The sequence below is a fragment of the Pseudomonas sp. H3_E07 genome (assembly GCF_054668895.1).
Map to the genome: position 1 here is coordinate 1,587,097 of NZ_CP162795.1, position 23,127 is coordinate 1,610,223.

The window sequence follows — 23,127 nt, forward strand, 5'->3', positions numbered from 1 at the left end:
ATCTTTTATTAATAAGTACATTTTGGTGCAGAAAAGTAACATCACCACATTTCAAGCCCCAAAAAAGTGCCGCCGCTGTGGCGCAGGGTGACAGGCGCAACTTATGAGAGAATCCCCGGCCACCGTCCTACAAGCCCCAGAGAAAGCGATGAAAGCAGTGTCCGCCTCGGCCTCCCGTTACGCGATGATTCACCAGGTATTGCGTGATGCGATCGTCAACGGCACCGCACGCCACGGCCTGGTCTTGCTGGAAGCGCCGCTGGCCGAATTGTTCGGCACCAGTCGCGTGCCGGTTCGCCGAGCCCTCGACCTGCTGCATGAGGAAGGGCTGATCTGTCGCTTCAACGGCCGGGGTTACCTGATCAACCCCGAAGGCCTGGCGCTGGAACCGCTGCGCCTACCCTTGAGCCATGCGCACTTGGGCCTCAACGGGGAAGATGAGTTGGTGGACACGCGGCCCCTGGGCGAGCGCATCGTCGAGGAAATCGGCGCTGCGCTGTCCACCTGCATTGCCTTCGGTCACTACCGCCTGGACGAGCAAGCCGCCGCCGACCACTACGGCGTCAGCCGCGCAGTGGTGCGCGAAGCGCTGATGCGCCTGCGCGACCGAGGCCTGGTGGAAAAAGAGCCCTACTCTCAATGGCTGGCAGGACCGCTGACCGCCCGCGAAGTCACCGAAGACTACGAGCTGCGCGCCTGCCTGGAACCCGAAGCCCTGCGCCAGAGCGCGCCCCACCTCGACCGCGAATTGCTGGAGGCCATGTTGCAACGCGTGCTCGATGCCCAGGACAGCCCCCACTGCAGCCTGGAGGCCATCGAACAGATCGAGGAGGACCTGCACCAGCGCTGCCTCGCCGGCCTGCAGAATCGCAAGATCGCGGCACTGATCCGCCAAGGACAGAGCCCGATGATCATCAGCCGGATTTTCTACCGTTTGCTGGGGATCGGCGCCGATCCAGCCATGCTGGCCGAACATCGGCTGATTCTAGAGTTGTTGTTGCACGGCGCATTTGACGCGGCGGCGCTGAACCTGCGCGAGCATTTGCAACGCGCACGGCAGCGTATGTTGCAGCGGTTGAAAGTGTTGTCAGTGCTGCCGGAGCAGCCATTGCCGAGCTACCTGCACAAAATCAGCTGAATTCATGCAATTTGTTGCTAACTTCACCCGACCATTGAAACCACCGCTACCCCGCCCCATCTAACTTGCATACTTCCTTATGCAGGTGCCCCATGAGCGACCAGCAAGAATTCCCTGATTACGACCTCAACGACTACGCCGACCCCGAAAACGCTGAATCCACCTCGTCCAATACCGGCTTGGCCCTGCCTGGGCAAAACCTGCCGGACAAGGTCTACATCATTCCGATCCACAACCGGCCCTTCTTCCCTGCGCAAGTGCTGCCGGTGATCGTCAACGAAGAGCCGTGGGCCGAGACCCTGGAGTTGGTGAGCAAATCCGACCACCACTCCCTGGCCCTGTTCTTCATGGACACGCCGCCGGAAGACCCACGCCACTTCGACACCTCAGCCCTGCCGCTGTACGGCACCCTGGTGAAGGTGCACCACGCCAGCCGCGAGAACGGCAAGCTGCAATTCGTGGCCCAGGGCCTGACCCGTGTGCGCATCAAAACCTGGCTCAAGCACCACCGCCCGCCCTATCTGGTGGAAGTCGAATACCCGCACCAGCCGAGCGAGCCGACCGACGAGGTCAAGGCCTACGGCATGGCGCTGATCAATGCGATTAAGGAACTGCTGCCACTCAATCCGCTGTACAGCGAAGAGTTGAAGAACTACCTCAACCGCTTCAGCCCCAACGACCCATCGCCACTGACAGACTTCGCCGCTGCGCTGACCTCGGCCACCGGTAATGAGTTGCAGGAAGTGCTGGACTGCGTGCCCATGCTCAAGCGCATGGAAAAAGTGCTGCCGATGCTGCGCAAAGAAGTCGAAGTCGCGCGCCTGCAAAAAGAACTGTCCGCCGAGGTGAACCGCAAGATCGGTGAACACCAGCGCGAGTTCTTCCTCAAGGAACAGCTCAAGGTCATCCAGCAAGAACTGGGGCTGACCAAGGACGATCGCAGTGCGGACGTCGAACAGTTCGAGCAACGCCTGGAAGGCAAAGCACTGCCGGCCCAGGCGAAAAAACGCATCGATGAAGAACTGAACAAATTGTCGATCCTCGAAACCGGCTCGCCGGAATACGCGGTGACACGCAACTACCTGGACTGGGCCACGTCGGTGCCATGGGGCGTGTATGGCGAGGATAAGCTCGACCTGAAACATGCGCGAAAAGTGTTGGATAAACACCACGCGGGCCTGGATGACATCAAGAGCCGCATCCTCGAATTCCTGGCGGTGGGTGCCTACAAGGGCGAAGTCGCCGGCTCCATCGTGCTGCTGGTCGGCCCGCCGGGCGTGGGCAAGACCAGCGTGGGTAAATCCATCGCCGAGTCCCTGGGGCGGCCGTTCTATCGCTTCAGCGTCGGCGGTATGCGCGACGAGGCCGAGATCAAGGGCCATCGCCGCACCTACATCGGCGCCATGCCCGGCAAGCTGGTGCAGGCGCTTAAAGATGTGGAAGTGATGAACCCGGTGATCATGCTCGACGAGATCGACAAGATGGGCCAGAGCTTCCAGGGCGACCCGGCGTCGGCGCTGCTGGAAACCCTCGACCCGGAACAGAACGTCGAATTCCTCGACCACTACCTGGACCTGCGCCTGGACCTGTCCAAAGTGCTGTTCGTGTGCACCGCCAACACCCTGGATTCCATCCCCGGCCCGTTGCTGGACCGTATGGAAGTGATCCGCCTGTCGGGCTATATCACCGAAGAGAAAGTCGCCATCGCCAAGCGCCACCTGTGGCCGAAACAGCTGGAAAAAGCCGGCGTGTCAAAAAACACCCTGACCATCAGCGATGGCGCGCTGCGTGCGTTGATCGACGGCTATGCGCGAGAGGCCGGCGTGCGTCAGCTGGAGAAACAGCTGGGCAAACTGGTGCGCAAGGCGGTGGTCAAGTTGCTGGATGAGCCGGACTCGGTGATCAAGATCGGCAACAAGGACCTGGAAAGCTCCCTGGGCGTGCCGGTGTTCCGCAATGAGCAAGTGCTGTCCGGCACCGGCGTCATCACCGGCCTGGCCTGGACCAGCATGGGCGGCGCGACCCTGCCGATCGAGGCGACGCGTATCCATACCCTCAATCGCGGCTTCAAGCTCACCGGGCAATTGGGTGAGGTGATGAAGGAGTCTGCGGAGATTGCCTACAGCTACATCAGCTCGAACCTGAAGTCGTTTGGCGGTGATCCGAAGTTCTTCGACGAAGCCTTCGTGCACTTGCACGTGCCGGAAGGCGCCACGCCGAAAGACGGCCCAAGCGCCGGGGTAACCATGGCCAGTGCGCTGCTGTCCCTGGCACGCAACCAGCCGCCGAAAAAAGGCGTGGCGATGACCGGCGAGCTGACACTGACCGGGCATGTGCTGCCGATTGGCGGGGTGCGCGAGAAGGTGATTGCGGCGCGGCGCCAGAAGATCCATGAGCTGATCTTGCCGGAGCCGAATCGCGGGAGTTTTGAAGAGTTGCCGGAGTACCTGAAAGAAGGCATGACGGTGCACTTTGCCAAGCGGTTTGCGGATGTGGCCAAAGTGCTGTTCTGATCGTTATGTAGCGCCTGGAGCGGCCTCTTCGCGAGCAAGCCCGCTCCTCCATGTTGACCGCGTACGCGGTCGACAGGTGGGAGCGGGCTTGCTCGCGAAAGGGCCGGCCCGGTCACCACAAGTTCCCATCCAGTCACACCTTGTCTCATCTTCGGTTATGCTCGCCCTTCGTCGTGAATCAACGGAGCCCCCATGACCGCTGCCCGCCTGCTTCTCCCCTTGAGCCTTGCCCTGCTGGCCGCGTGCGCCAGTGCACCGAAGCAAAACGTCACCGTGGACAATCAGAGCGCCTGCCCGCTGCAGCTTAAAAGCGGACAAAACCTGATCCTGACCCTGCCGAGCAACCCCACCACTGGCTACCGCTGGGCGATCCAGGACTCCGCCGGCGGCGTGTTGCGTGCGTTGAGCCCGGAGGTCTACAGCAGCTCGGAATCCGGCGTGATCGGTGGCGGCGGCCAGTCGACCTGGCGCTTCCAGGCGTTCGCCACCGGGCAGGGCCGTTTGCGCCTGACCTCCCAACAACCCTGGGAGCCGGAAGCCGAACCCGTCGAGACCTTTGACTGCGCTATCACGGTGAACTGATATGCCATGGCTGATTCTTGCGTTGATGGGCGCCGGCACCTTTATCTACGGCCTGACCACCCATGCCACGTTGCTGTGCCTGCTGGTCAAGCCGCTGCCAGTACTGGCGCTGCTGGGCTGGCTGCATGATGCGCCACCCACCGACTATCGACGCTGGATCAGCCTGGGGCTGATTTTTTCCCTGGTGGGCGATGTGCTGCTTGCCTGGCCGGGTGACCTGTTCATCTTTGGCTTGGGTGCATTTCTGTTGGCGCACCTGGCCTACCTCAAAGCCTATTTCAGTGACTGTCGCCGCTTGGCGCTGCTGCCGCTGGTATTGGCGCTGGCCGTGGGCGCGATCCTGCTGAGCATCCTGATTTCCCATGGGCTGGGCGACCTGCTGATTCCAGTGGTGGTGTATGCCCTGGTAATCAGCGCCATGCTCTGGCGCGCATTGGCCCGGCTAGGCAGCGATGTGCCAAAGCGTTCGGCAGGGTTGGCGGCTGCGGGCGCGGCGTCGTTCGTGTTTTCCGACACGCTGATCGGCATCAACCGGTTTGTGGTGGCGTTCGATGCAGCGCCGTATTTGCTGATCACGACGTATTGGCTCGGCCAATGGGGCATCACGGCCTCGGCTTTCCATCAGACAACCCGCGCACATGAGGGCCAAGTTGGCTAAAATGCCGGCCTTTCCCCCTTCGTCGCCGGAACAACCGTGAGCAAAGAACCCGATCGCCTATTCGCCCAGCCCCTGCCCCAGGTGCCGGACTTCGCCTTTAACGAGGACGTGGTGCGGGTGTTCCCGGACATGATCAAGCGCTCGGTACCGGGTTACCCGACCATCGTCGAGAACCTTGGCGTACTCGCCGCGCAGTTCGCCCAACCCAACAGCGTGCTGTATGACCTGGGGTCATCCCTCGGCGCAGTGACCCAGGCCTTGCGCCGTCATGTGCGCACCGACGGTTGCCGAGTGATCGCGGTGGATAACTCGGCGGCGATGGTCGAGCGTTGCCGTGAATACCTCAATGGCCAGGACTCGATGTTCCAGGAGCTGCTGCCGGTCGAGGTCATCGAAGGCGATATCCTCGCGCTGCAATTTCAGCCGGCGTCAGTGGTCGCGCTGAATTTCACCCTGCAATTCATCGCACCCGATGAGCGCCTGGCGCTGCTCTCGCGCATCCGCCAATCGCTGTTGCCGGGCGGTGCGCTGATCCTTTCGGAGAAGCTGCGTTTCAACGATGCGCAAGAACATGCGCTGCTCACCGACCTGCATATCGCGTTCAAACGCGCCAATGGCTACAGCGAACTGGAAATCGCCCAGAAGCGCAGCGCCATCGAAAACGTCATGAAGCCCGACAGCCTCGAAGAACATCGCGAACGCCTGTTGGCGGCCGGGTTCTCGACAGTCGTGCCATGGTTCCAGTGTCTTAACTTTGCCTCGTTGATTGCCTTGCCATGATTGATCTGTCTCCCCTCGCCCGCCACCTGGTCGGCACTCCCCTGGCCGTGTGGGCCCAGGGCCTGCAAGCGCAACTCGATAGCAAGATGGAAAAGGGTCATGGCGACCTGGAGCGCTGGCAGAGTGCGCTGGATGCGTTGCCAAAGATCCAACCCAGCGAAGTGGATTTGCTCAACGGCCTGACACTCGATACCCACTGCGACGATGACACCCGCGCGCAGATGCATACCGCGCTGATGGGCCTGAGCCCTTGGCGCAAAGGGCCATTCAACCTATTCGGCGTGCATGTGGATACTGAGTGGCGCTCGGACTGGAAGTGGTCCCGCGTTGCACCGCACTTGAACCTGAAGGGCAAGCGCATCCTCGACGTGGGCTGCGGCAACGGTTACTACATGTGGCGCATGCTCGGCGCCGGCGCCGATAGCGTGATTGGCGTTGATCCCAACTGGCTGTTCTTCTGCCAGTTCCAGGCGGTGCAGCGTTACCTGTCCGAGCCCAAGGCCTGGCACCTGCCGTTTCCGTTCGAAGACCTGCCGTCGAACCTGGAAGGCTTTGATACGGTGTTTTCCATGGGCGTGTTCTACCACCGTCGTTCGCCCATCGAGCATCTGCTTGCACTGAAAGATACACTGGTCAAAGGCGGCGAACTGGTCCTGGAAACCCTGGTGGTGGAAGGCGATCAGCAACAGGTGCTGGTGCCGGAAGATCGCTACGCGCAGATGCGTAACGTATGGTTCCTGCCCTCGGTGCCGGCCTTGATGCTGTGGCTGCGGCGTGCAGGTTTCAGCGACGTACGGTGCGTGGATGTGAGTGTGACCACGGTTGAGGAACAGCGTGGGACGCAGTGGATGAAGTACCAGTCCCTCAGCGATTTCCTGGACCCGGAAGATCACAGCAAGACCATCGAAGGGCTGCCGGCGCCAATGCGGGCGGTGATCATCGCCAAGAAATAGTCCCGATCGCCCTGAAGAAACACAGGGCCAAATGTGGCAGGGGGCAAGCCCCTCCCACATTTTTGTCCTCAGTGTTCTTTAGCGTGGTGGTTTGGCCCGGCGAGCCTTGAAGAACTCACTCAACACGGTGCCGCACTCCTCGGCCAGCACGCCGCCTTCAAACAGCACCTTATGATTGAGAAAGCCCTGGGTAAAAAACTGCCCCTGGCTTTGCACGATCCCCGCCTTGGGCTCCAGCGCGCCGTACACCACCCGCGCAATCCGTGAGTGCACGATCAAGCCGGCGCACATACTGCAGGGTTCCAGGGTCACATACAGCGTGCTGCCCACCAGGCGGTAGTTGCTGATCGCTTGCGCGGCGGCGCGGATGGCGACCATTTCGGCGTGGGCACTGGGGTCGTTGCCGCTGATGGGGCAGTTGAAGCCACGGCCGATGATTTCACCGTCCTGCACCAGCACTGCACCGACGGGCACTTCACCCAATGCAGCACCTTGGGCAGCAAGGGCCAGGGCTTCGCGCATGAAGTCCTGGTCGCGGCTGCGGTCGATGATCGCGGGGGGGCGAAACTGGCGCATCACGCCACCTCGATGGCGGCCATCAGGCCGGTTTCCATATGGTCGATCACGTGGCAATGGAACATCCACACGCCTGGGTTATCCGCCACCAACGCCACGCGGGCGCGTTCGTTCTTGCCCAACAGGTAGGTGTCGGTGAAGTACGGGATCACCTTGTGGCGGTTCGACGCGATCACCTTGAAGCTCATGCCGTGCAGGTGGATCGGGTGCTGGTACTGGGTCATGTTCTTCAATTCGAAAATATAGCTCTTGCCCTTCTCAAGCTTGGCAATCGGGCGGTCGGCGCAGGTCTTGTCAGTGATGTCCCAGGCCTTGCCGTTGATCTGCCACAGGCTGGGTGGCTTGCCGTCATCGACTGAAACGGTGCCAACCCATTCGAAATTGAAGTTGAGTTTCTCCGCATTGGCCAGGTCCGGTTCGCTGATCGGATTGGCGGGCAATGCGGGCGGCCACGCAGTCGGTGCATCGGAGTTGGCCACCGAACGAAACGTACCGAGGCGCACCGGGCCGTTGCGAATCGACAGTTCCTCACCGGCAGGCGGTGCCTTGATCGCCAGGCAGATGCGCATGCCGGGGCCCAGCCAGTATTCCTTGCCCAGCGGGCGCGGCTCGATGGGGTTGCCGTCCAGCGCGTAGATCTGCGCTTCGACATCCGGGATGTTGATGCGATAGGTCAGGGTGTTGTCGAGGTTGAGCAGGCGCACGCGGGTGATCTGCCCGGCGGGCAGATCGATGACGGCCTGGGACACGCCATTGATCGTCGACAACCGCCCGGCGGTGCCGCCACGCGCCGCTTCACGGGGAATGCTGAAGGCCACGAAAGCGCCCTCTTCGTCCACGTGCCAGCTTTTTAGGCTCAGGGTGCGTTCATATTTGAAACCGGTGGGCTCGCGCTCTTCGATGATCAGCGGGCCAACCAGGCCGCGGCCGAGTTCTTCGCTGCTGTTCACATGGGGGTGATACCAGTAGCTCCCAGCGTCGGGCACGCGAAACTTGTAGTCGAAGTATTCGCCGGGCAGCACCGGCAATTGCGAGACGTAAGGCACGCCGTCCATTTCCAGCGGGAGGCGGATGCCATGCCAGTGGATGGTGGTGGCGACCGGCAAGTGGTTGATGAAGCGCACTCGCAGCCATTCGCCCTGGCGCACGCGCAGCTCGGTGCCAGGCGCCGAAGGGCCGAATGCCCAGGCTTCGGTCTTGTGACCCGGCACCAGTTCCACGTCCAGCGGCGCGGCAATCAATTGGTAATCGCTTCCTGCGTTGGCATCGGCAACCTTGCCCAGCCAGTAGCGGTAGGCGCCACCGGCACCCACACCGACTACTGCCAGGCCGGCAAGGCCACCGAGAATCTGTCGACGGGAAAACGATTGGGACACAACAACCTCACGTATCTGCAGCAGGCACGGGGCCTGCAAAGGGCAGATACGATACACCCGCAGGCGCTAAACAGTAAGGGTTCGCATTGCCGCACAGCTGAATTCAAAGGGTTTAGCTGGGTGGTCAGGACTCTGGATACACTGAAGATCCAATGTGGGAGCGGGCTTGCTCGCGAAGGCGACAGGTCAGTGAATACATCTTTGACTGAGCCACTGCATTCGCGAGCAAGCCCGCTCCCACATTGTTGATCTTCAGCGTTCTTTAGACTGTGTTCGCTTAGGTTCTGGCGGCTGCCAGGATCAGGGCCTTCATCTCGGCAACCGCACCTTTGAAACCGACGAACAGCGCATGCGCCACCAGCGCATGGCCGATGTTCAGCTCGTTGATGCCCTTGATCGCCGCCACCGCCTCGACGTTGTGGTAATGCAGGCCATGGCCGGCGTTGACGATCAGGCCTTCCTTGAGACCGCAGCTCACACCGTCGATGATGTGTTGCAGCTCATCAGCCACTTCGGTCGGCGTGGTGGCATCGGCGTAACGGCCAGTATGCAGTTCGATAGCCGGTGCGCCGACACGACGCGAGGCTTCGATCTGGCGCTCGTCGGCGTCGATGAACAGCGACACTTCGCTGCCGATCTTCGACAGGCGCTCCACGGCGGCCTTGATCCGCGCTTCCTGGCCGGCCACGTCGAGGCCGCCTTCGGTGGTGAGTTCCTGACGGGTTTCCGGCACCAGGCAGATGTGCGCGGGGCGGATGCGCTCGGCGAACTGCATCATTTCTTCGGTGACGCCCATTTCGAAGTTCATGCGGGTTTGCAGCACGTCCTTGAGCACCAGCACATCGCGCTCCTGGATGTGACGGCGGTCTTCGCGCAGGTGCACGGTGATGCCGTCGGCGCCCGCTTCTTCGGCGTCCAGCGCGGCCTTGACCGGGTCCGGGTAACGGGTGCCCCGGGCCTGGCGCAGGGTAGCGACGTGGTCGATGTTGACGCCAAGAAGAATGCGATTGCTGGTGGTCACGGAAGCGCTCCTGAATAGGGAAAGAAACGCTGCACAGCATACACGGGGTTGTCAGGGCTTTCGAAACAACTCGCGACTGACCAGCGGCCGTCCGCCCAAGTGCACGGCCAGGGCCTGGCGCATCAGGCGCTTGGCGGCAGAAAGCGCACCGGGTGCGGTCCAGTCCGCCTCGCTCATGGCCAACAGTTCGGTGCCCTGGAACAGGCCCGGCTGCAACAGGTACACGCGCTCCAGGCCGGCGTCGACTTGCAGGCGATACATGCCATCGGCGGCGACAGGATCGCCGTGCAGGTCGTTGGCCAGTTCGAAGCCGTAACCCAGGTCGTCGAGCAGACGCCATTCGAAGGCGCGCAGCAGCGGTTCCAGGGGACGCCCTTCGGCCAGGGCGAGCAAGGTGGCGGCGTAATGATCGAAGACCGCCGGGTGTGGGTCTTCGGCGGGCAGCAGGCGAATCAGCAATTCGTTGAGGTAGAGGCCGCTGAACAGCGCCTCACCATTAAGCCAGGCAGAAGTGCCGACACTTTCCATGCGCCCGACGTTTTTCAGCTCGCCTTTGCCGCGAAACTCCACGTCCAAGGCCACAAAGGGTCGCGCCAACGTGCCCGCCTTGCCCCGCGCACTGCGCAATACTGCGCGCAGGCGGCCCTGGGGCGTGAGGAAGTCCACCAGGGCGCTGGTCTCGCGGTAGGCGCGGCTGTGCAGGACGTACGCGGGCTGGCTGGGGGGGGATTGGGACATTGGGTTCTCGCTGCGGGAACACGGTCTGGAAAACAACGACTATCCAATGTGGGAGCGGGCTTGCTCTCGAATGCGGTGGGTCAGCCAAGCATCCGGTGACTGATCCACTGCATTCGCGAGCAAGCCCGCTCCCACATTTTGTCCTGCGGTGTTACTGGAGGCCGATTACAGGTCGCCGTAGCCCAGAGAGCGCAATGCACGCTCATCATCGGACCAGCCACCCTTCACCTTCACCCACAGGTTGAGCATGATCTTGGAGTCGAACAGCAACTCCATGTCCTTGCGCGCCTCGGTGCCGATACGCTTGATGCGCTCGCCCTTGTCGCCAATGATGATCTTCTTCTGGCCGTCACGTTCGACGAGGATCAGTGCATGGATGTGCAGGGTCTTGCCTTGCTGCTTGAACTCTTCGATCTCGACGGTGATCTGGTACGGCAGCTCGGCGCCCATCTGGCGCATGATTTTCTCGCGCACCAGTTCGGCGGCGAGGAAGCGGCTGCTGCGGTCGGTGATCTGGTCTTCCGGGAAGAAGTGCTCGTTCTCCGGCAGGTGCTCGGCGATCACACGTTCCAGGGCGTCCAGGTTGTGGCCGTGCTGGGCGGAGATCGGGATGATCTGGGCGTTCGGCAGCTGTTCCTGCAGCCAGCTCAGGTGCGGCATCAGCTCGGCTTTGTCTTCGATGCGATCAGTCTTGTTCAGCGCGACGATCAGTGGGCCGGTGACGTACTGCACACGCTCCAGGACCATCTGGTCTTCGTCGGTCCACTTGGTGCGGTCGACCACGAAGATCACCACGTCGACGTCTTTCAACGCCGCCGAAGCGGTCTTGTTCATGTAGCGGTTCAGGGCTTTTTCGCCACCTTTGTGCATGCCCGGGGTATCGACGTAGACCGCTTGCACGTTGCCTTCGGTCTTGATGCCCAGCATGTTATGGCGGGTGGTCTGCGGCTTGCGCGAGGTGATCGCGAGCTTCTGGCCAAGGATGTGGTTCAGCAGCGTGGACTTGCCCACGTTCGGGCGGCCGACGATGGCAACATAGCCACAGCGTGTTGCGTTTGAATCAGTCATGGCCATTCTCCACGCCCAGGGCAATCAGTGCTGCAGCGGCCGCTACCTGTTCGGCAATACGACGGCTCACACCCTGACCTCGGCTTTTTTCGTTCAGTAAGGTGATTTCACATTCCACGAAGAACACGCGGCAATGCGGCTCACCCTGGATATCCACCACTTCATAGCGTGGCAGGTCGCAACCGCGCGATTGCAGGAATTCCTGCAAGCGGGTCTTGGGGTCTTTGTTGGTGTCGACCAGCGTGAGGCTTTCGATCTCGGAGGTCAGCCACGCGGTGACACGTTCCTTGGCTGCTTCCATACCTGCATCGAGGTAGATGGCACCGATCAGCGCTTCGAGGGCGTCGGCCAGGATCGATTCACGGCGGAAACCGCCGCTCTTCAGCTCACCGGAACCCAGGCGCAGGTACTCGCCCAGGCCGAAGCCACGGGCCAGCACGGCCAGGGTCTCGCCCTTCACCAGGCGTGCGCGCAAGCGCGACAGCTGGCCTTCACGGGCTTGGGGGAAGCGCTCGAAAAGAGCTTCACCGGCGACGAAATTGAGGATGGCATCACCGAGAAATTCCAGGCGCTCGTTATTGCGCCCTGCAAAGCTGCGGTGTGTAAGGGCAAGGACCATCAATTCCTGGTCCTTGAAGGTGTAGCCGAGCTGGCGCTCGAGACGACTTAGAGAAACGCTCACGGTTTACCCATATCTGTTTGGTGGCACCGGCGGCCATCGACGATTGACGCAGTGTTCAAATTCAAATCCTGGTTGGTGCAGCATGAGGCAGGACCGATTTGTCCCCACCCCAGAAAAGCATTCGGCGCTGTGTTCACAGCGCCGCCTGTATTACTTGATCAGCCCGACCCGCGAGAAGTTCGGCAGGTGGCTGAGTTTGGGTTCCGGCCAGCTCATCCAGACCGCGAAGGCCTTGCCGACGATATTCTGGTCGGGAACCATGCCCAGCAGGTCCTTGGGAATGTTGGGGTCATCCCAGTACCGGCTGTCATTGGAGTTGTCGCGGTTGTCGCCCATCATGAAGTAGTGCCCGGCCGGCACTTTCCACTGGCCGTCTGGCTGGGCACGGTAGCGGCTCATTTCCTTACGGATTTCATGCTCCACCGCACCGAGTTTTTCCTGGTACAGCTCGGCGCTGCCCAGGCTGTTCGGCTCGGAGCCGACCAGTTTCTCGGCCACCGACTCACCGTTGATGAACAGACGCTTGTCGCTGGTGTAACGGATCACGTCGCCCGGCAGGCCAACCACACGCTTGATGTAGTTGACGTTCGGGTCGCTCGGGTAGCGGAACACCATCACATCGCCACGCTGTGGGTCACCGATTTCGATGACCTTCTTGTCGATCACCGGCAGGCGGATCCCGTAGGAAAACTTGTTCACCAGGATGAAGTCGCCCACGTCCAGGGTGGGTTTCATCGACCCCGAAGGAATCTGAAACGGTTCCACCAGGAACGAACGCAGCACCAGCACGATGAACAACACCGGGAAGAACGACTTGCCATATTCAACCAGCAAGGGCTCTTTGTTCAGCTTCTCGATCACCACGCCATCGGGCTGGCTGACGCTGCCCTGATAGGACGCGATAGCCGCCCGCCGACGCGGGGCGAAGAACACCAGATCGAGCAACGCCAGGAGGCCGCAAACGGCAACGGCGATGACCAGCAACAGCGGGAAATTTAGCGACATAGGACCTAACTATCCAACCTGAGCACCGCAAGGAAGGCTTCTTGTGGAACTTCCACGTTACCTACTTGCTTCATGCGTTTTTTACCGGCCTTTTGCTTCTCAAGCAGCTTGCGCTTACGGCTTACGTCACCGCCGTAGCATTTGGCCAGTACGTTCTTTCTGAGTGCCTTGACGGAGGTCCGCGCAATGATCTGCCCGCCAATGGCGGCCTGGATCGCGACGTCGAACATCTGGCGCGGAATCAGCTCTTTCATCTTCTCGGTCAACTGGCGACCTTTGTAGTGCGCGTTGTCCTTGTGCACGATCAGTGCCAGGGCATCGACCTTGTCGCCGTTGATCAATACATCCAGTTTCACCAGATTAGCCGATTGGTAACGGTCAAAATGGTAATCCAGCGAAGCATAGCCGCGACTGGTGGATTTGAGGCGGTCGAAGAAGTCCAATACCACTTCGTTCATCGGCATGTCGTAGGTCACTTGGACCTGGGTGCCGAGGAACAGCATGTCGCGCTGGACGCCACGCTTTTCGATACACAGCGTAATGACGTTGCCCAGGTGCTCCTGCGGTACCAGGATATTGGCCCGCACGATAGGCTCGCGCATGTCTTCGATCGCCGAGAGATCCGGGAGCTTGGACGGGTTATCGACGTAAATCGTTTCACCGGTTTTCAGCAACAACTCGAAAATAACGGTCGGCGCGGTGGTGATCAGGTCCAGGTCGTATTCGCGCTCGAGGCGCTCCTGGATGATTTCCATGTGCAGCATGCCCAGGAAGCCGCAGCGGAAGCCGAAGCCCAGTGCGTCGGAGCTTTCCGGGGTGTACTGCAACGACGAGTCGTTGAGGGTCAACTTCTGCAGGGCTTCGCGGAAATCTTCGAAGTCATCGGAGCTGACCGGGAACAGACCGGCGTAGACCTGCGGCTGGATGCGCTTGAAGCCTGGCAGCACGTCGACGTCCGGCGTGGAGCTCAGGGTCAGGGTGTCACCCACCGGTGCGCCGTGAATGTCCTTGATGCCGGCGATGATGAAGCCTACTTCACCGGCTTTCAGATCAACGGTCGCGGTGTGCTTGGGGTTGAATACACCGACGCTGTCCACCAGGTGGATCTTGCCGGTGGACTTGACCAGGATCTTGTCGCCCTTCTTCACGCGGCCGTGACGAACGCGAACCAGGGACACAACGCCCAGGTAGTTGTCGAACCAGGAGTCGATGATCAACGCTTGCAGCGGATCTTCGTAGTTGCCGGTCGGGGCTGGAATGGTGTGCACCAGGCGTTCGAGCACTTCGTCGACACCCAGGCCGGTCTTGGCGCTGCAGGTAACGGCGTCGGTGGCGTCGATGCCGATGATCTTCTCGATCTCTTCCTTGACGCGCTCAGGCTCGGCCTGGGGCAGGTCGATCTTGTTCAGCACGGGCATGACTTCCAGGCCCTGCTCGATCGCGGTGTAGCAGTTGGCAACCGACTGCGCTTCAACGCCCTGGCCGGCGTCGACCACCAGCAAGGCACCTTCACAGGCCGCCAGGGAACGGCTGACTTCGTAGGTGAAGTCAACGTGGCCCGGGGTGTCAATGAAGTTCAGCTGGTAGGTGACGCCGTCTTTGGCTTTGTAATACAGCGTAACGCTGTGGGCCTTGATGGTGATCCCGCGCTCCCGCTCGAGGTCCATGGAGTCCAGGACCTGGGCTTCCATTTCACGCTCGGCAAGGCCGCCGCACATCTGGATGAATCGATCGGCCAGCGTCGACTTGCCATGGTCAATGTGGGCGATGATGGAGAAATTGCGGATATGACTCAAATCACTCACGGATCAACACTCAAAAAGGCTGCAGGCAGATTGCCCGCTGAAAAATAGCCGGGAATTGTACCTGATGCTCAGGCCAGACGTCATCTTTGCTGACCAGAACAAAAATGCCCCGATCTACCGACCGGGGCATTTTTTGTTCATAAGCGCGGAATCAACCGGCCCGGCGCAGCAGCCAGAAGCCGGCCAGGGCGCAAATCGCCGTGGGCACCAGCACCGCAAACAGCGGCGAGAAGCCGAACACCAGGCTCGATGGGCCCAGCAGGTCCTGGGCGATGCGGAACGTGAAGCCCACCAGTACACCCGTGAATACGCGCTGCCCCAGCGTTACGGAACGCAGCGGACCAAAGATGAAGGAAATCGCCATCAGCACCAACGCGGCAGTCACCACGGGTTGCAACACCTTGACCCAAAATGCCAGCCAATAACGGCCGTTGTTCAAGCCCTGGTCCTTCAGGTAGTGGATATAACCCCACAGCCCGGAGATCGGCAGGCTCTCAGGGATCATCACCACGGTATTCAACAATTCCGGCTTGAGGGCAATGTCCCACTCCTGGCTCGGCACATTGATCACTTCGGTGCTGGCCTTGGTGCCTTGGCCGACATTACGGAAATAGGTGGTGGTAACGTCGCTGAGTTGCCATTTTTCGCCGCTGTACTGTGCACGTTTGGCGAAGCTGGACTCCAGCAAATGACGTTCTTTGTCGAACGTGTAGCGGGTCACACCAATCAACAGGCCGCCCGGCTGCACGGCGTTGATATGGATGAATTCATCACCCTGGCGATGCCACAGGCCGTGCTTGGCGCTTTGTGCATCGCCCGACCCCTGGGCCAGGGCGCGATTGGCCTGGGCCGTGGTTTCCGCCGGTGGGGCCACGTATTCGCCGATCAGTACGCTGCACGCCATCAGCAGCAGCATGGGCTTCATGACCGCCCATACGATACGACCGATGGACACGCCGGCGGCGCGCATGATGGTCAGTTCGCTGTTGCTGGCCAGGCTGCCCAGGCCGATCAGGCAGCCGATCAGCGCGGCCATCGGCATCATGTCGTACAGACGGCGCGGCGCGGTGAGGCCCACATAGCTCAGCACGTCCCACACGGTGTAGGTGTCGGTGACGTTGCCGACTTCATCGATGAAGGCGAACAACGATGCCAGCCCGAGGATGATGCCCAGTACCGCCAGGATGGCGATCAGTACGCTGCTACCAATGTAGCGATCGAGCTTAGCCACGAGCCAACTCCTTCTGGCCACGACGGCTCTTCATTTTCAAACGGATCGGTTCCCAATACAGCAGGCCCAGGCCAATCACCAGGAAGATCCCGTGCACCCACCACAGCCCCAGGGTCGGCGACAGCTTGCCTTTCTCCAGGGAGCCACGGGCGGAAATCAGAATGGTGAGGTACGCCATGTACAGCAGGATCGCCGGTAACAGCTTGAGGAAGCGACCCTGACGTGGGTTGACGCGGGACAGCGGCACCGCCATCAAGGTCACGATGAACACCAGCAACGGCAAGGAAATCCGCCATTGCAACTCGGCGATCGAGCGCAGTTCCTTGCTACCGAACAGCTCGGTGGTCGGGATGGCGTCGCGGTCGGTGACTTCGTCGCTGATATCCGGACGAGCCAGCATCACCCCATAGGTGTCGTACTTGATCGCACGGTAATCAGCCATGCCCGGACTGCCATCGTAGCGATAGCCATTTTCCAGGATCAGGTAGCGACTGCCGTCAGGACGCACTTCCTGGCGACCTGAATCGGCCACCAGCACGGAAATACCACGATCTTTCTTGTCCTGACCCAGACGCTTCTCGGAGATGAACACACCGCCCAGGTTGGCGCGGTCGTCGGTCATGGTTTCGGTGTAGGTCACACGCGAACCGTCATTGAGCGCCTGGAAGCGGCCCGGTTCGAGGGTGTCGAACTCGGTCATCGCGTCCTGTTTGTTCAGGACCAGCTGGAACTGCATGGCGCCCTGGGGGGCCAGGCTCAGGCTCAGCCAGGCCACGATCAGCGCGACGCCGGCGGCCGGGATCATGGTCATGCCCAGCAGGCGCTGCTGGCTCATGCCGGTGGCCGAAAGCACGGTCATTTCGCTTTCGAGGTACAGGCGGCCGTAAGCCAGCAGGATCCCGAGGAACAGGCCGAGCGGCAGGATCAGCTGCAGGAAGCCCGGCAGGCGAAAGCCCATGATCAGGAACAGCGAGCCCGGATCCAGGGCGCCCGAGGCGGCTTGAGCCAGGTATTTGACGAAACGACCACTCATGATGATGACCAGCAACACCGCACTCACGGCACTCAGGGTCAACAGGACTTCGCGGGACAGATAACGGAAGACGATCAAACCAGACACTCCAGGGTTGTCAGGCTAAGGCGGCCAAACAAGCAAGCATACCGAGCCAGCCCATTTGCAGGGGCCGACTAAAAAGATGGCGCATTATCCTGTGATTGACCGCGCCTGTCACTGCGCAACCTCATGCGCATGCACAAAGCGGGTGACAAGGGTTGTCAGGCTCCGCCGGCGAGGTTCAAACTGCGGCCTTTGTCGCCGGCGGCTTACACAGCTGCCTGGTATTAAAGCCGGAGTACAGACTCCTGGCTAACCGACCTTTATAAGGGACCCGAAAATGGAATTGGTTGTAAAAAGCGTTAGCCCCGAAACGTTGAAAACCGCCACCCTCGTGGTCGCCATCGGCGAAGGCCGCAAGCTCGGCGTTGCCGCCAAGCAACTCGACGAACTCAGCGGCGGCGCCATCAGCGCAGTGCTCAAGCGCGGCGACCTGGCCGGCAAAGTCGGCCAGAGCCTGCTGCTGCAGAGCCTGCCTAACCTCAAGGCCGACCGCGTATTGCTGGTGGGCGTGGGCAAGGACGCTGAACTGGGCGACCGTCCATTCCGCAAAATCATCAGCGGCATCCTCACCACCCTCAAGGGCCTGGGCGGCACTGACGCCGCGCTGGCGCTCGACGAAGTAGTGGTCAAAGGCCGCGACAGCTATGGCAAGACTCGCCTGCTGGCCGAGAGCCTGGTGGATGGCGGTTATGTCTTCGACCAGTTCAAGAGCACCAAAGCCGAACCCCGCGCGCTGAAAAAAATCACCCTGCTGACCATCAAGGCCGCCCAGGCTGAAGTCGAGCGCGCCGTGACCCACGCACAAGCGATCGCCAACGGCATGTCGTTCACCCGCGACCTGGGCAACTTGCCGCCGAACATTTGCCACCCGACCTTCCTCGGCGAACAAGCCAAGGCGCTGGGCAAAGAGTTCAAGGGCCTGAAAGTCGAAGTGCTGGACGAGAAGAAGATCAAGGAACTGGGCATGGGCTCGTTCTATGCCGTGGGCCAGGGCAGCGACCAGCCGCCACGCCTGATCGTCATGCAATACAACGGCGGCAAGAAGTCCGAGAAGCCTTACGCACTGGTCGGTAAAGGCATCACCTTCGACACCGGCGGCATCAGCCTCAAGCCGGGCCTGGGCATGGACGAGATGAAGTACGACATGGGCGGCGCCGCCAGCGTGTTCGGCACCCTGCGTGCTGTGCTGGAACTCAAGCTGCCGATCAACCTGGTGTGCATCCTGGCCTGCGCCGAGAACATGCCGAGCGGCGGCGCGACCCGTCCGGGCGACATCGTCACCACCCTGAGCGGCCAGACCGTCGAAATCCTCAACACCGACGCCGAAGGCCGCCTGGTGCTGTGCGACGCGCTGACCTACGCCGAGCGCTTCAAGCCACAGGCCGTGATCGACATCGCGACCCTGACCGGTGCCTGCATCGTCGCCCTGGGTTCCCACACTTCGGGCCTGTTGGGCAACAGCGACGAACTGATCGAGCAACTGCTCAGCGCCGGTAAAGCCGCTGACGACCGTGCCTGGCAATTGCCGCTGTTCGATGAGTACCAGGAACAACTGGACAGCCCGTTCGCCGACATCGCCAACATCGGCGGCCCGAAAGCCGGCACCATCACTGCTGCTTGCTTCCTGTCGCGCTTTGCCAAGAACTTCAACTGGGCCCACCTGGACATCGCGGGCACGGCCTGGACCAGCGGCGGCAAGGACAAGGGCGCCACCGGCCGTCCGGTTCCCCTGCTGACCCAGTACCTGCTGGACCGCGCCAAGGCCTAAACGCAATCCCCCTGCAGGAGCCGGCTTGCCCGGTCCTGCGGGGGGATGCGCAAGCCCAGGAAATGCAATGACCCAAGTCGACTTCTATATATTGCCCAGCGCCGACCCGCTCGCGCGCCTGGACTTTGCCTGCAAACTCACCGAAAAAGCCTGGCGCATGGGCCACCGCATCTACCTGCATTGCAGCGATGCCGCCCAACGCGATGAGCTGGATGCCCGCCTCTGGCGTTTCAAGGGCGAAAGCTTCGTGCCCCACGGCCCCGCCGAATCTGAACCTGAAGGCCTGGTTGTCCTGGGTTTGGGAGACAGTTGCGGCGACCACCAGGACCTGCTGGTCAACCTGGACCTGAAAGTACCGCCGTTCGCCAAGGCATTCGCCCGTGTGGCGGAAGTGGTGGTTGAGGATCCGGCTATTCGTCAGGCCGCGCGGGAGAGTTTCCGTTTCTACCGCGAACAGGGCTATCCTCTGCAGGATCACCGGCTACAACGACTTTGAGCACACGATGGACACTCCAAACCCTCTAAAAAAAGATGACCACCTGCTGGACGACCTCGAGTCGATCCGTCAGTTGCTGGGTGATGATGACTTGCAACCGCCGCTGTTGACCGAACCGGTCGAGGGCGAGGTACAGATTCCGCTGTTGTTCGACATGGTCGGCGGCAAACCCGTCGCGCCGGAGCCCGTCGCCGTGGCCCCCGCCGTCGAACCTGCGCCTGCTGAAAAAGGCCCAGATGCCCTGCTGCTGCACCTGGACAACGAACTGCGCGCTGCCGCGCAACTGATCATGCAAGACGTGATCGACGACTTTGCCCCGCATATCGAAACCGAGATCAAGCGCCGGCTGGATGCGCGCATGGAGCGGTTGCTCAGCCAATACCAGTCTTAAGCCATACACGTCACCCTGCGGGAGCGGGCTTGCTGGCGAAAGCGCTGGATCAGTCAACGCCTGAGCTGACTGCCACACCGCTTTCGCCAGCAAGCCCGCTGCCACATTTGCTCAGCGTACATCTCAAGCCTGTCTTCACCTCGCCCTGCGCCCTATCCCCCGTTATACTTGTCGGCTTTCCTGAATTAATGCCAACTAGGGTCCCGCCGCGCATGGATAAGACCTACCAGCCGCACGCTATTGAAACTTCCTGGTACCAGACCTGGGAGTCCGAGAATTATTTCGCCCCGCAAGGCGCGGGCGATTCCTACACCATCATGATTCCGCCACCGAACGTCACTGGCAGCCTGCACATGGGCCATGGCTTCAACAATGCGATCATGGATGCGTTGATCCGTTTCCGCCGTATGCAGGGCCGCAACACCCTGTGGCAACCGGGCACCGACCACGCCGGTATCGCCACCCAGATGCTGGTGGAACGCCAACTCGAAGCCACCGGCCAGAGTCGCCACGACTTGGGGCGCGAGAAATTCCTGGAAAAGATCTGGGAATGGAAGGACCAATCCGGCGGCAATATCAGCCGTCAGATTCGTCGCCTGGGCTCATCCGTGGACTGGAGCCGCGAGCGTTTCACCATGGACGACGGCCTGTCGGAAGCCGTGAAAGAAGCCTTCGTGCGTCTGCATGAAGACGGACTGATCTACCGCGGCAAGCGTCTGGTCAACTGGGACACCAAGCTGCACACGGCGATTTCCGACCTCGAAGTGGAAAACCACGATGAGAAAGGCTTCCTGTGGAACCTCAAGTACCCGCTGGCCGACGGCGCCAAGACCGCTGAAGGCAACGACTACCTGATCGTCGCCACCACCCGTCCGGAAACCATGCTCGGCGATGCCGCCGTTGCAGTTAACCCGACTGACGAGCGCTACCAGGCGCTGATCGGCAAGTTCGTCGAGCTGCCATTGGTCGGCCGGCGCATCCCGATCATCGCAGACGACTACTGCGACCCTGAATTCGGCACCGGCTGCGTGAAAATCACCCCGGCCCACGATTTCAACGACTACGAAGTCGGCAAGCGCCACAACCTGCCGCTGCTGAATATCTTCGACAAAAACGCCGCCGTACTGCCGGCTTGCCAGGTGTTCAACCTGGACGGCACGCTGAACGAAAGCATCGACGGTAAGATTCCGGCCGAATATGCAGGCCTCGACCGTTTCGAAGCACGCAAGCAGATCGTCGCCGCCTTCGACGCTGCCGGTTTGCTGGTCAGCGTTGACGACCACGCCCTGAAAGTGCCGAAGGGCGACCGCTCCGGCACCGTGATCGAGCCGTGGCTGACCGACCAGTGGTACGTCTCCACCAAGCCGTTGGCAGAACCTGCCATCGCCGCCGTGGAAGATGGCCGCATCCAGTTCGTGCCGAAACAGTACGAGAACATGTACTTCTCGTGGATGCGTGACATCCAGGATTGGTGCATCAGCCGTCAACTGTGGTGGGGCCACCGCATTCCGGCCTGGTACGACGAGTCGGGCAAGGTCTACGTAGGCCGTGACGAAGCTGAAGTGCGCGCCAAGCACAACCTCGGTGCCGACATTGCGCTGCAACAGGACAACGACGTACTGGACACATGGTTCAGCTCGGGCCTGTGGACCTTCTCCACCCTGGGCTGGCCGCAGCAGACCGAATTCCTCAAGAAATTCCACTCCACCGACGTGCTGGTCACCGGTTTCGACATCATTTTCTTCTGGGTTGCCCGGATGATCATGCTGACCATGCACCTGGTGAAAAACGAGGATGGCACGCCGCAAGTGCCGTTCAAGACCGTGTACGTGCACGGCCTGGTGCGTGATGGCCAGGGCCAGAAGATGTCCAAGTCCAAGGGCAATGTGCTGGACCCGCTGGACATCATCGACGGTATCGACCTGGAAACCCTGGTGCAGAAACGCACCTCGGGCCTGATGCAGCCGAAACTGGCGAAGAAGATCGAGAAGCAAACCCGCGACGAATTTGCCGACGGCATCGCCAGCTACGGCACCGACGCCCTGCGCTTCACGTTCTGCTCACTGGCGTCCACCGGTCGCGACATCAAGTTCGACATGGGCCGCGTCGAAGGCTATCGCAACTTCTGCAACAAGATCTGGAACGCGGCGCGCTACGTATTGGACAAAGGCGAAGACTGCGGCCAGAACGGCGAAGCCTATGAGTTGAGCCTGGCCGACCGCTGGATCATCTCGCAGCTGCAGCGCACCGAAGCCGAAGTGACCCGCCAACTCGACCAGTTCCGTTTCGACCTGGCCGCACAGGCCTTGTACGAGTTCATCTGGAACCAGTATTGCGACTGGTACCTGGAACTGTCCAAGCCGGTACTGTGGGACGAAAACGCGCCGGTCGAGCGCCAGCGCGGCACCCGTCGCACCCTGGTGCGCGTGCTGGAAGTGGCGCTGCGCCTGGCCCACCCGTTCATGCCATTCATCACCGAAGAAATCTGGCAGCGCCTGGCGCCGCTGGCCGGTATCGAAGGCAAGACCATCATGCTGCAACCTTGGCCAGTGGCCAACGAAGCACGCATCGATGAAGCGGCCGAAAGCGATATCGAATGGCTCAAGACCCTGATGATGGGCACGCGTAACATCCGCGCCGAAATGAACATCGGGCCGGGCAAGCCATTGGCCGTGTTTGTGAAGAACGCCAGTGCGGAAGATCAGCGTCGCCTCACCGAAAATGATCCACTGCTCAAGAAGCTGGCGAAGCTGGAATCGATCACCGTCTTGGCGGCCGACGCCGAAGCACCGCTGTCCGCCACCGCGCTGGTTGGCGAGATGGAAGTGTTGGTGCCGATGGCGGGCCTGATCGACAAGGGCGCCGAACTGGCACGTCTCGACAAGGAAATCGGCCGTCTGCAAGGCGAAGTGCAACGAGTGGGCGGCAAGCTGTCCAACGCGGCCTTCGTCGACAAGGCCCCGGCTGAAGTGATCGAGAAAGAACGCGCCAAGCTGGCCGAGGCTGAACAGGCCCTGGGCAAGCTGGCGGAGCAACATGCGCGGATCTCCAGCCTGTAAGGTGTGAGCCGTGTGAAAAAAGAGACCTTCGGGTCTCTTTTTTTTGCCTGGACATTTCCGATCTCCTGCTGGCAACGCGGTCAATGTGGGAGCGGGCTTGCTCGCGAAAGCGCTGGGTCAGTCACTGAATGTGTATCCGATATACCGCCTTCGCGAGCAAGCCCGCGCCC

Annotated in this window: 20 protein-coding genes; 10 read left to right on the top strand and 10 right to left on the bottom strand. The window is 61.1% G+C overall.

Features of this window, described 5'->3' with window-relative positions; translation table 11 throughout:
* The first annotated feature begins 148 nt into the window (after nt 1-148).
* From AB4O08_RS07205 to cmoB, 6 genes are all read left to right on the top strand, one after another.
* A complete protein-coding gene (locus AB4O08_RS07205; protein ID WP_042571704.1) occupies nt 149-1,138 on the top strand; it encodes a GntR family transcriptional regulator in 990 nt (329 codons plus the stop codon).
* 92 nt (nt 1,139-1,230) lie between these two features.
* A complete protein-coding gene (gene lon / locus AB4O08_RS07210) occupies nt 1,231-3,651 on the top strand; it encodes an endopeptidase La (protein WP_154847632.1) in 2,421 nt (806 codons plus the stop codon).
* Between the two features lie 192 nt (nt 3,652-3,843).
* Nucleotides 3,844-4,233: a protease inhibitor I42 family protein gene (locus tag AB4O08_RS07215; protein ID WP_010212864.1), complete on the top strand. Its 390-nt coding sequence runs from the start codon at nt 3,844-3,846 to the stop codon at nt 4,231-4,233.
* A 1-nt stretch (nt 4,234) separates the two neighbouring features.
* Complete coding sequence (locus tag AB4O08_RS07220) at nt 4,235-4,891, top strand: lysoplasmalogenase (protein ID WP_042571702.1); 657 nt, start codon at nt 4,235-4,237, stop codon at nt 4,889-4,891.
* A gap of 36 nt (nt 4,892-4,927) precedes the next feature.
* On the top strand, nt 4,928-5,671 hold the full coding sequence (gene cmoA, locus AB4O08_RS07225) for a carboxy-S-adenosyl-L-methionine synthase CmoA (protein ID WP_010212868.1): 744 nt from the start codon (nt 4,928-4,930) through the stop codon (nt 5,669-5,671).
* On the top strand, nt 5,668-6,624 hold the full coding sequence (gene cmoB, locus AB4O08_RS07230) for a tRNA 5-methoxyuridine(34)/uridine 5-oxyacetic acid(34) synthase CmoB (RefSeq protein ID WP_010212870.1): 957 nt from the start codon (nt 5,668-5,670) through the stop codon (nt 6,622-6,624). Before cmoA ends, cmoB begins: the two co-directional genes overlap by 4 nt.
* A gap of 78 nt (nt 6,625-6,702) precedes the next feature.
* On the opposite strand, the gene tadA is transcribed toward cmoB, so the two are convergent.
* The 10 genes from tadA to lptF all read right to left on the bottom strand — a co-directional run bounded on the left by tadA (nt 6,703) and on the right by lptF (nt 17,237).
* Complete coding sequence (gene tadA / locus AB4O08_RS07235; RefSeq protein WP_010212871.1) at nt 6,703-7,200, bottom strand: tRNA adenosine(34) deaminase TadA; 498 nt, start codon at nt 7,198-7,200, stop codon at nt 6,703-6,705.
* On the bottom strand, nt 7,200-8,576 hold the full coding sequence (locus AB4O08_RS07240) for a multicopper oxidase family protein (RefSeq protein WP_029529236.1): 1,377 nt from the start codon (nt 8,574-8,576) through the stop codon (nt 7,200-7,202). Before AB4O08_RS07240 ends, tadA begins: the two co-directional genes overlap by 1 nt.
* 277 nt (nt 8,577-8,853) lie before the next feature.
* A complete protein-coding gene (pdxJ, locus tag AB4O08_RS07245) occupies nt 8,854-9,597 on the bottom strand; it encodes a pyridoxine 5'-phosphate synthase (protein ID WP_460114778.1) in 744 nt (247 codons plus the stop codon).
* 51 nt (nt 9,598-9,648) lie between these two features.
* The gene (recO, locus tag AB4O08_RS07250) at nt 9,649-10,335 is read right to left on the bottom strand and encodes a DNA repair protein RecO (RefSeq protein WP_021491823.1); all 687 of its coding nucleotides are present in this window, start codon (nt 10,333-10,335) and stop codon (nt 9,649-9,651) included.
* Nucleotides 10,336-10,500: 165 nt separating this feature from the next.
* Nucleotides 10,501-11,403, bottom strand: a complete 903-nt coding sequence (era, locus tag AB4O08_RS07255) for a GTPase Era (protein ID WP_010212878.1) — start codon at nt 11,401-11,403, stop codon at nt 10,501-10,503.
* Nucleotides 11,396-12,085, bottom strand: a complete 690-nt coding sequence (rnc, locus tag AB4O08_RS07260; protein WP_010212880.1) for a ribonuclease III — start codon at nt 12,083-12,085, stop codon at nt 11,396-11,398. Before rnc ends, era begins: the two co-directional genes overlap by 8 nt.
* Before the next feature lie 150 nt (nt 12,086-12,235).
* Nucleotides 12,236-13,090, bottom strand: a complete 855-nt coding sequence (gene lepB, locus AB4O08_RS07265; protein ID WP_010212881.1) for a signal peptidase I — start codon at nt 13,088-13,090, stop codon at nt 12,236-12,238.
* A gap of 5 nt (nt 13,091-13,095) precedes the next feature.
* Nucleotides 13,096-14,895, bottom strand: coding sequence for a translation elongation factor 4 (gene lepA / locus AB4O08_RS07270; RefSeq protein ID WP_460114779.1), 1,800 nt, complete (start codon nt 14,893-14,895; stop codon nt 13,096-13,098).
* A gap of 151 nt (nt 14,896-15,046) precedes the next feature.
* Nucleotides 15,047-16,126, bottom strand: a complete 1,080-nt coding sequence (gene lptG, locus AB4O08_RS07275; RefSeq protein ID WP_010212884.1) for an LPS export ABC transporter permease LptG — start codon at nt 16,124-16,126, stop codon at nt 15,047-15,049.
* On the bottom strand, nt 16,119-17,237 hold the full coding sequence (gene lptF, locus AB4O08_RS07280; RefSeq protein WP_042571699.1) for an LPS export ABC transporter permease LptF: 1,119 nt from the start codon (nt 17,235-17,237) through the stop codon (nt 16,119-16,121). Before lptF ends, lptG begins: the two co-directional genes overlap by 8 nt.
* A gap of 283 nt (nt 17,238-17,520) precedes the next feature.
* Here lptF and AB4O08_RS07285 point away from each other — a divergent pair, with 283 nt between their 5' ends.
* From AB4O08_RS07285 to AB4O08_RS07300, 4 genes are all read left to right on the top strand, one after another.
* Entirely contained in the window at nt 17,521-19,011 is a 1,491-nt protein-coding gene (locus AB4O08_RS07285; RefSeq protein ID WP_010212886.1) for a leucyl aminopeptidase, read from the top strand.
* A 67-nt stretch (nt 19,012-19,078) separates the two neighbouring features.
* Complete coding sequence (locus AB4O08_RS07290) at nt 19,079-19,507, top strand: DNA polymerase III subunit chi (protein ID WP_010212887.1); 429 nt, start codon at nt 19,079-19,081, stop codon at nt 19,505-19,507.
* 7 nt (nt 19,508-19,514) lie between these two features.
* On the top strand, nt 19,515-19,898 hold the full coding sequence (locus AB4O08_RS07295; protein ID WP_010212888.1) for a hypothetical protein: 384 nt from the start codon (nt 19,515-19,517) through the stop codon (nt 19,896-19,898).
* A 212-nt stretch (nt 19,899-20,110) separates the two neighbouring features.
* The gene (locus tag AB4O08_RS07300; protein ID WP_010212889.1) at nt 20,111-22,957 is read left to right on the top strand and encodes a valine--tRNA ligase; all 2,847 of its coding nucleotides are present in this window, start codon (nt 20,111-20,113) and stop codon (nt 22,955-22,957) included.
* Nucleotides 22,958-23,127: the final 170 nt, after the last annotated feature.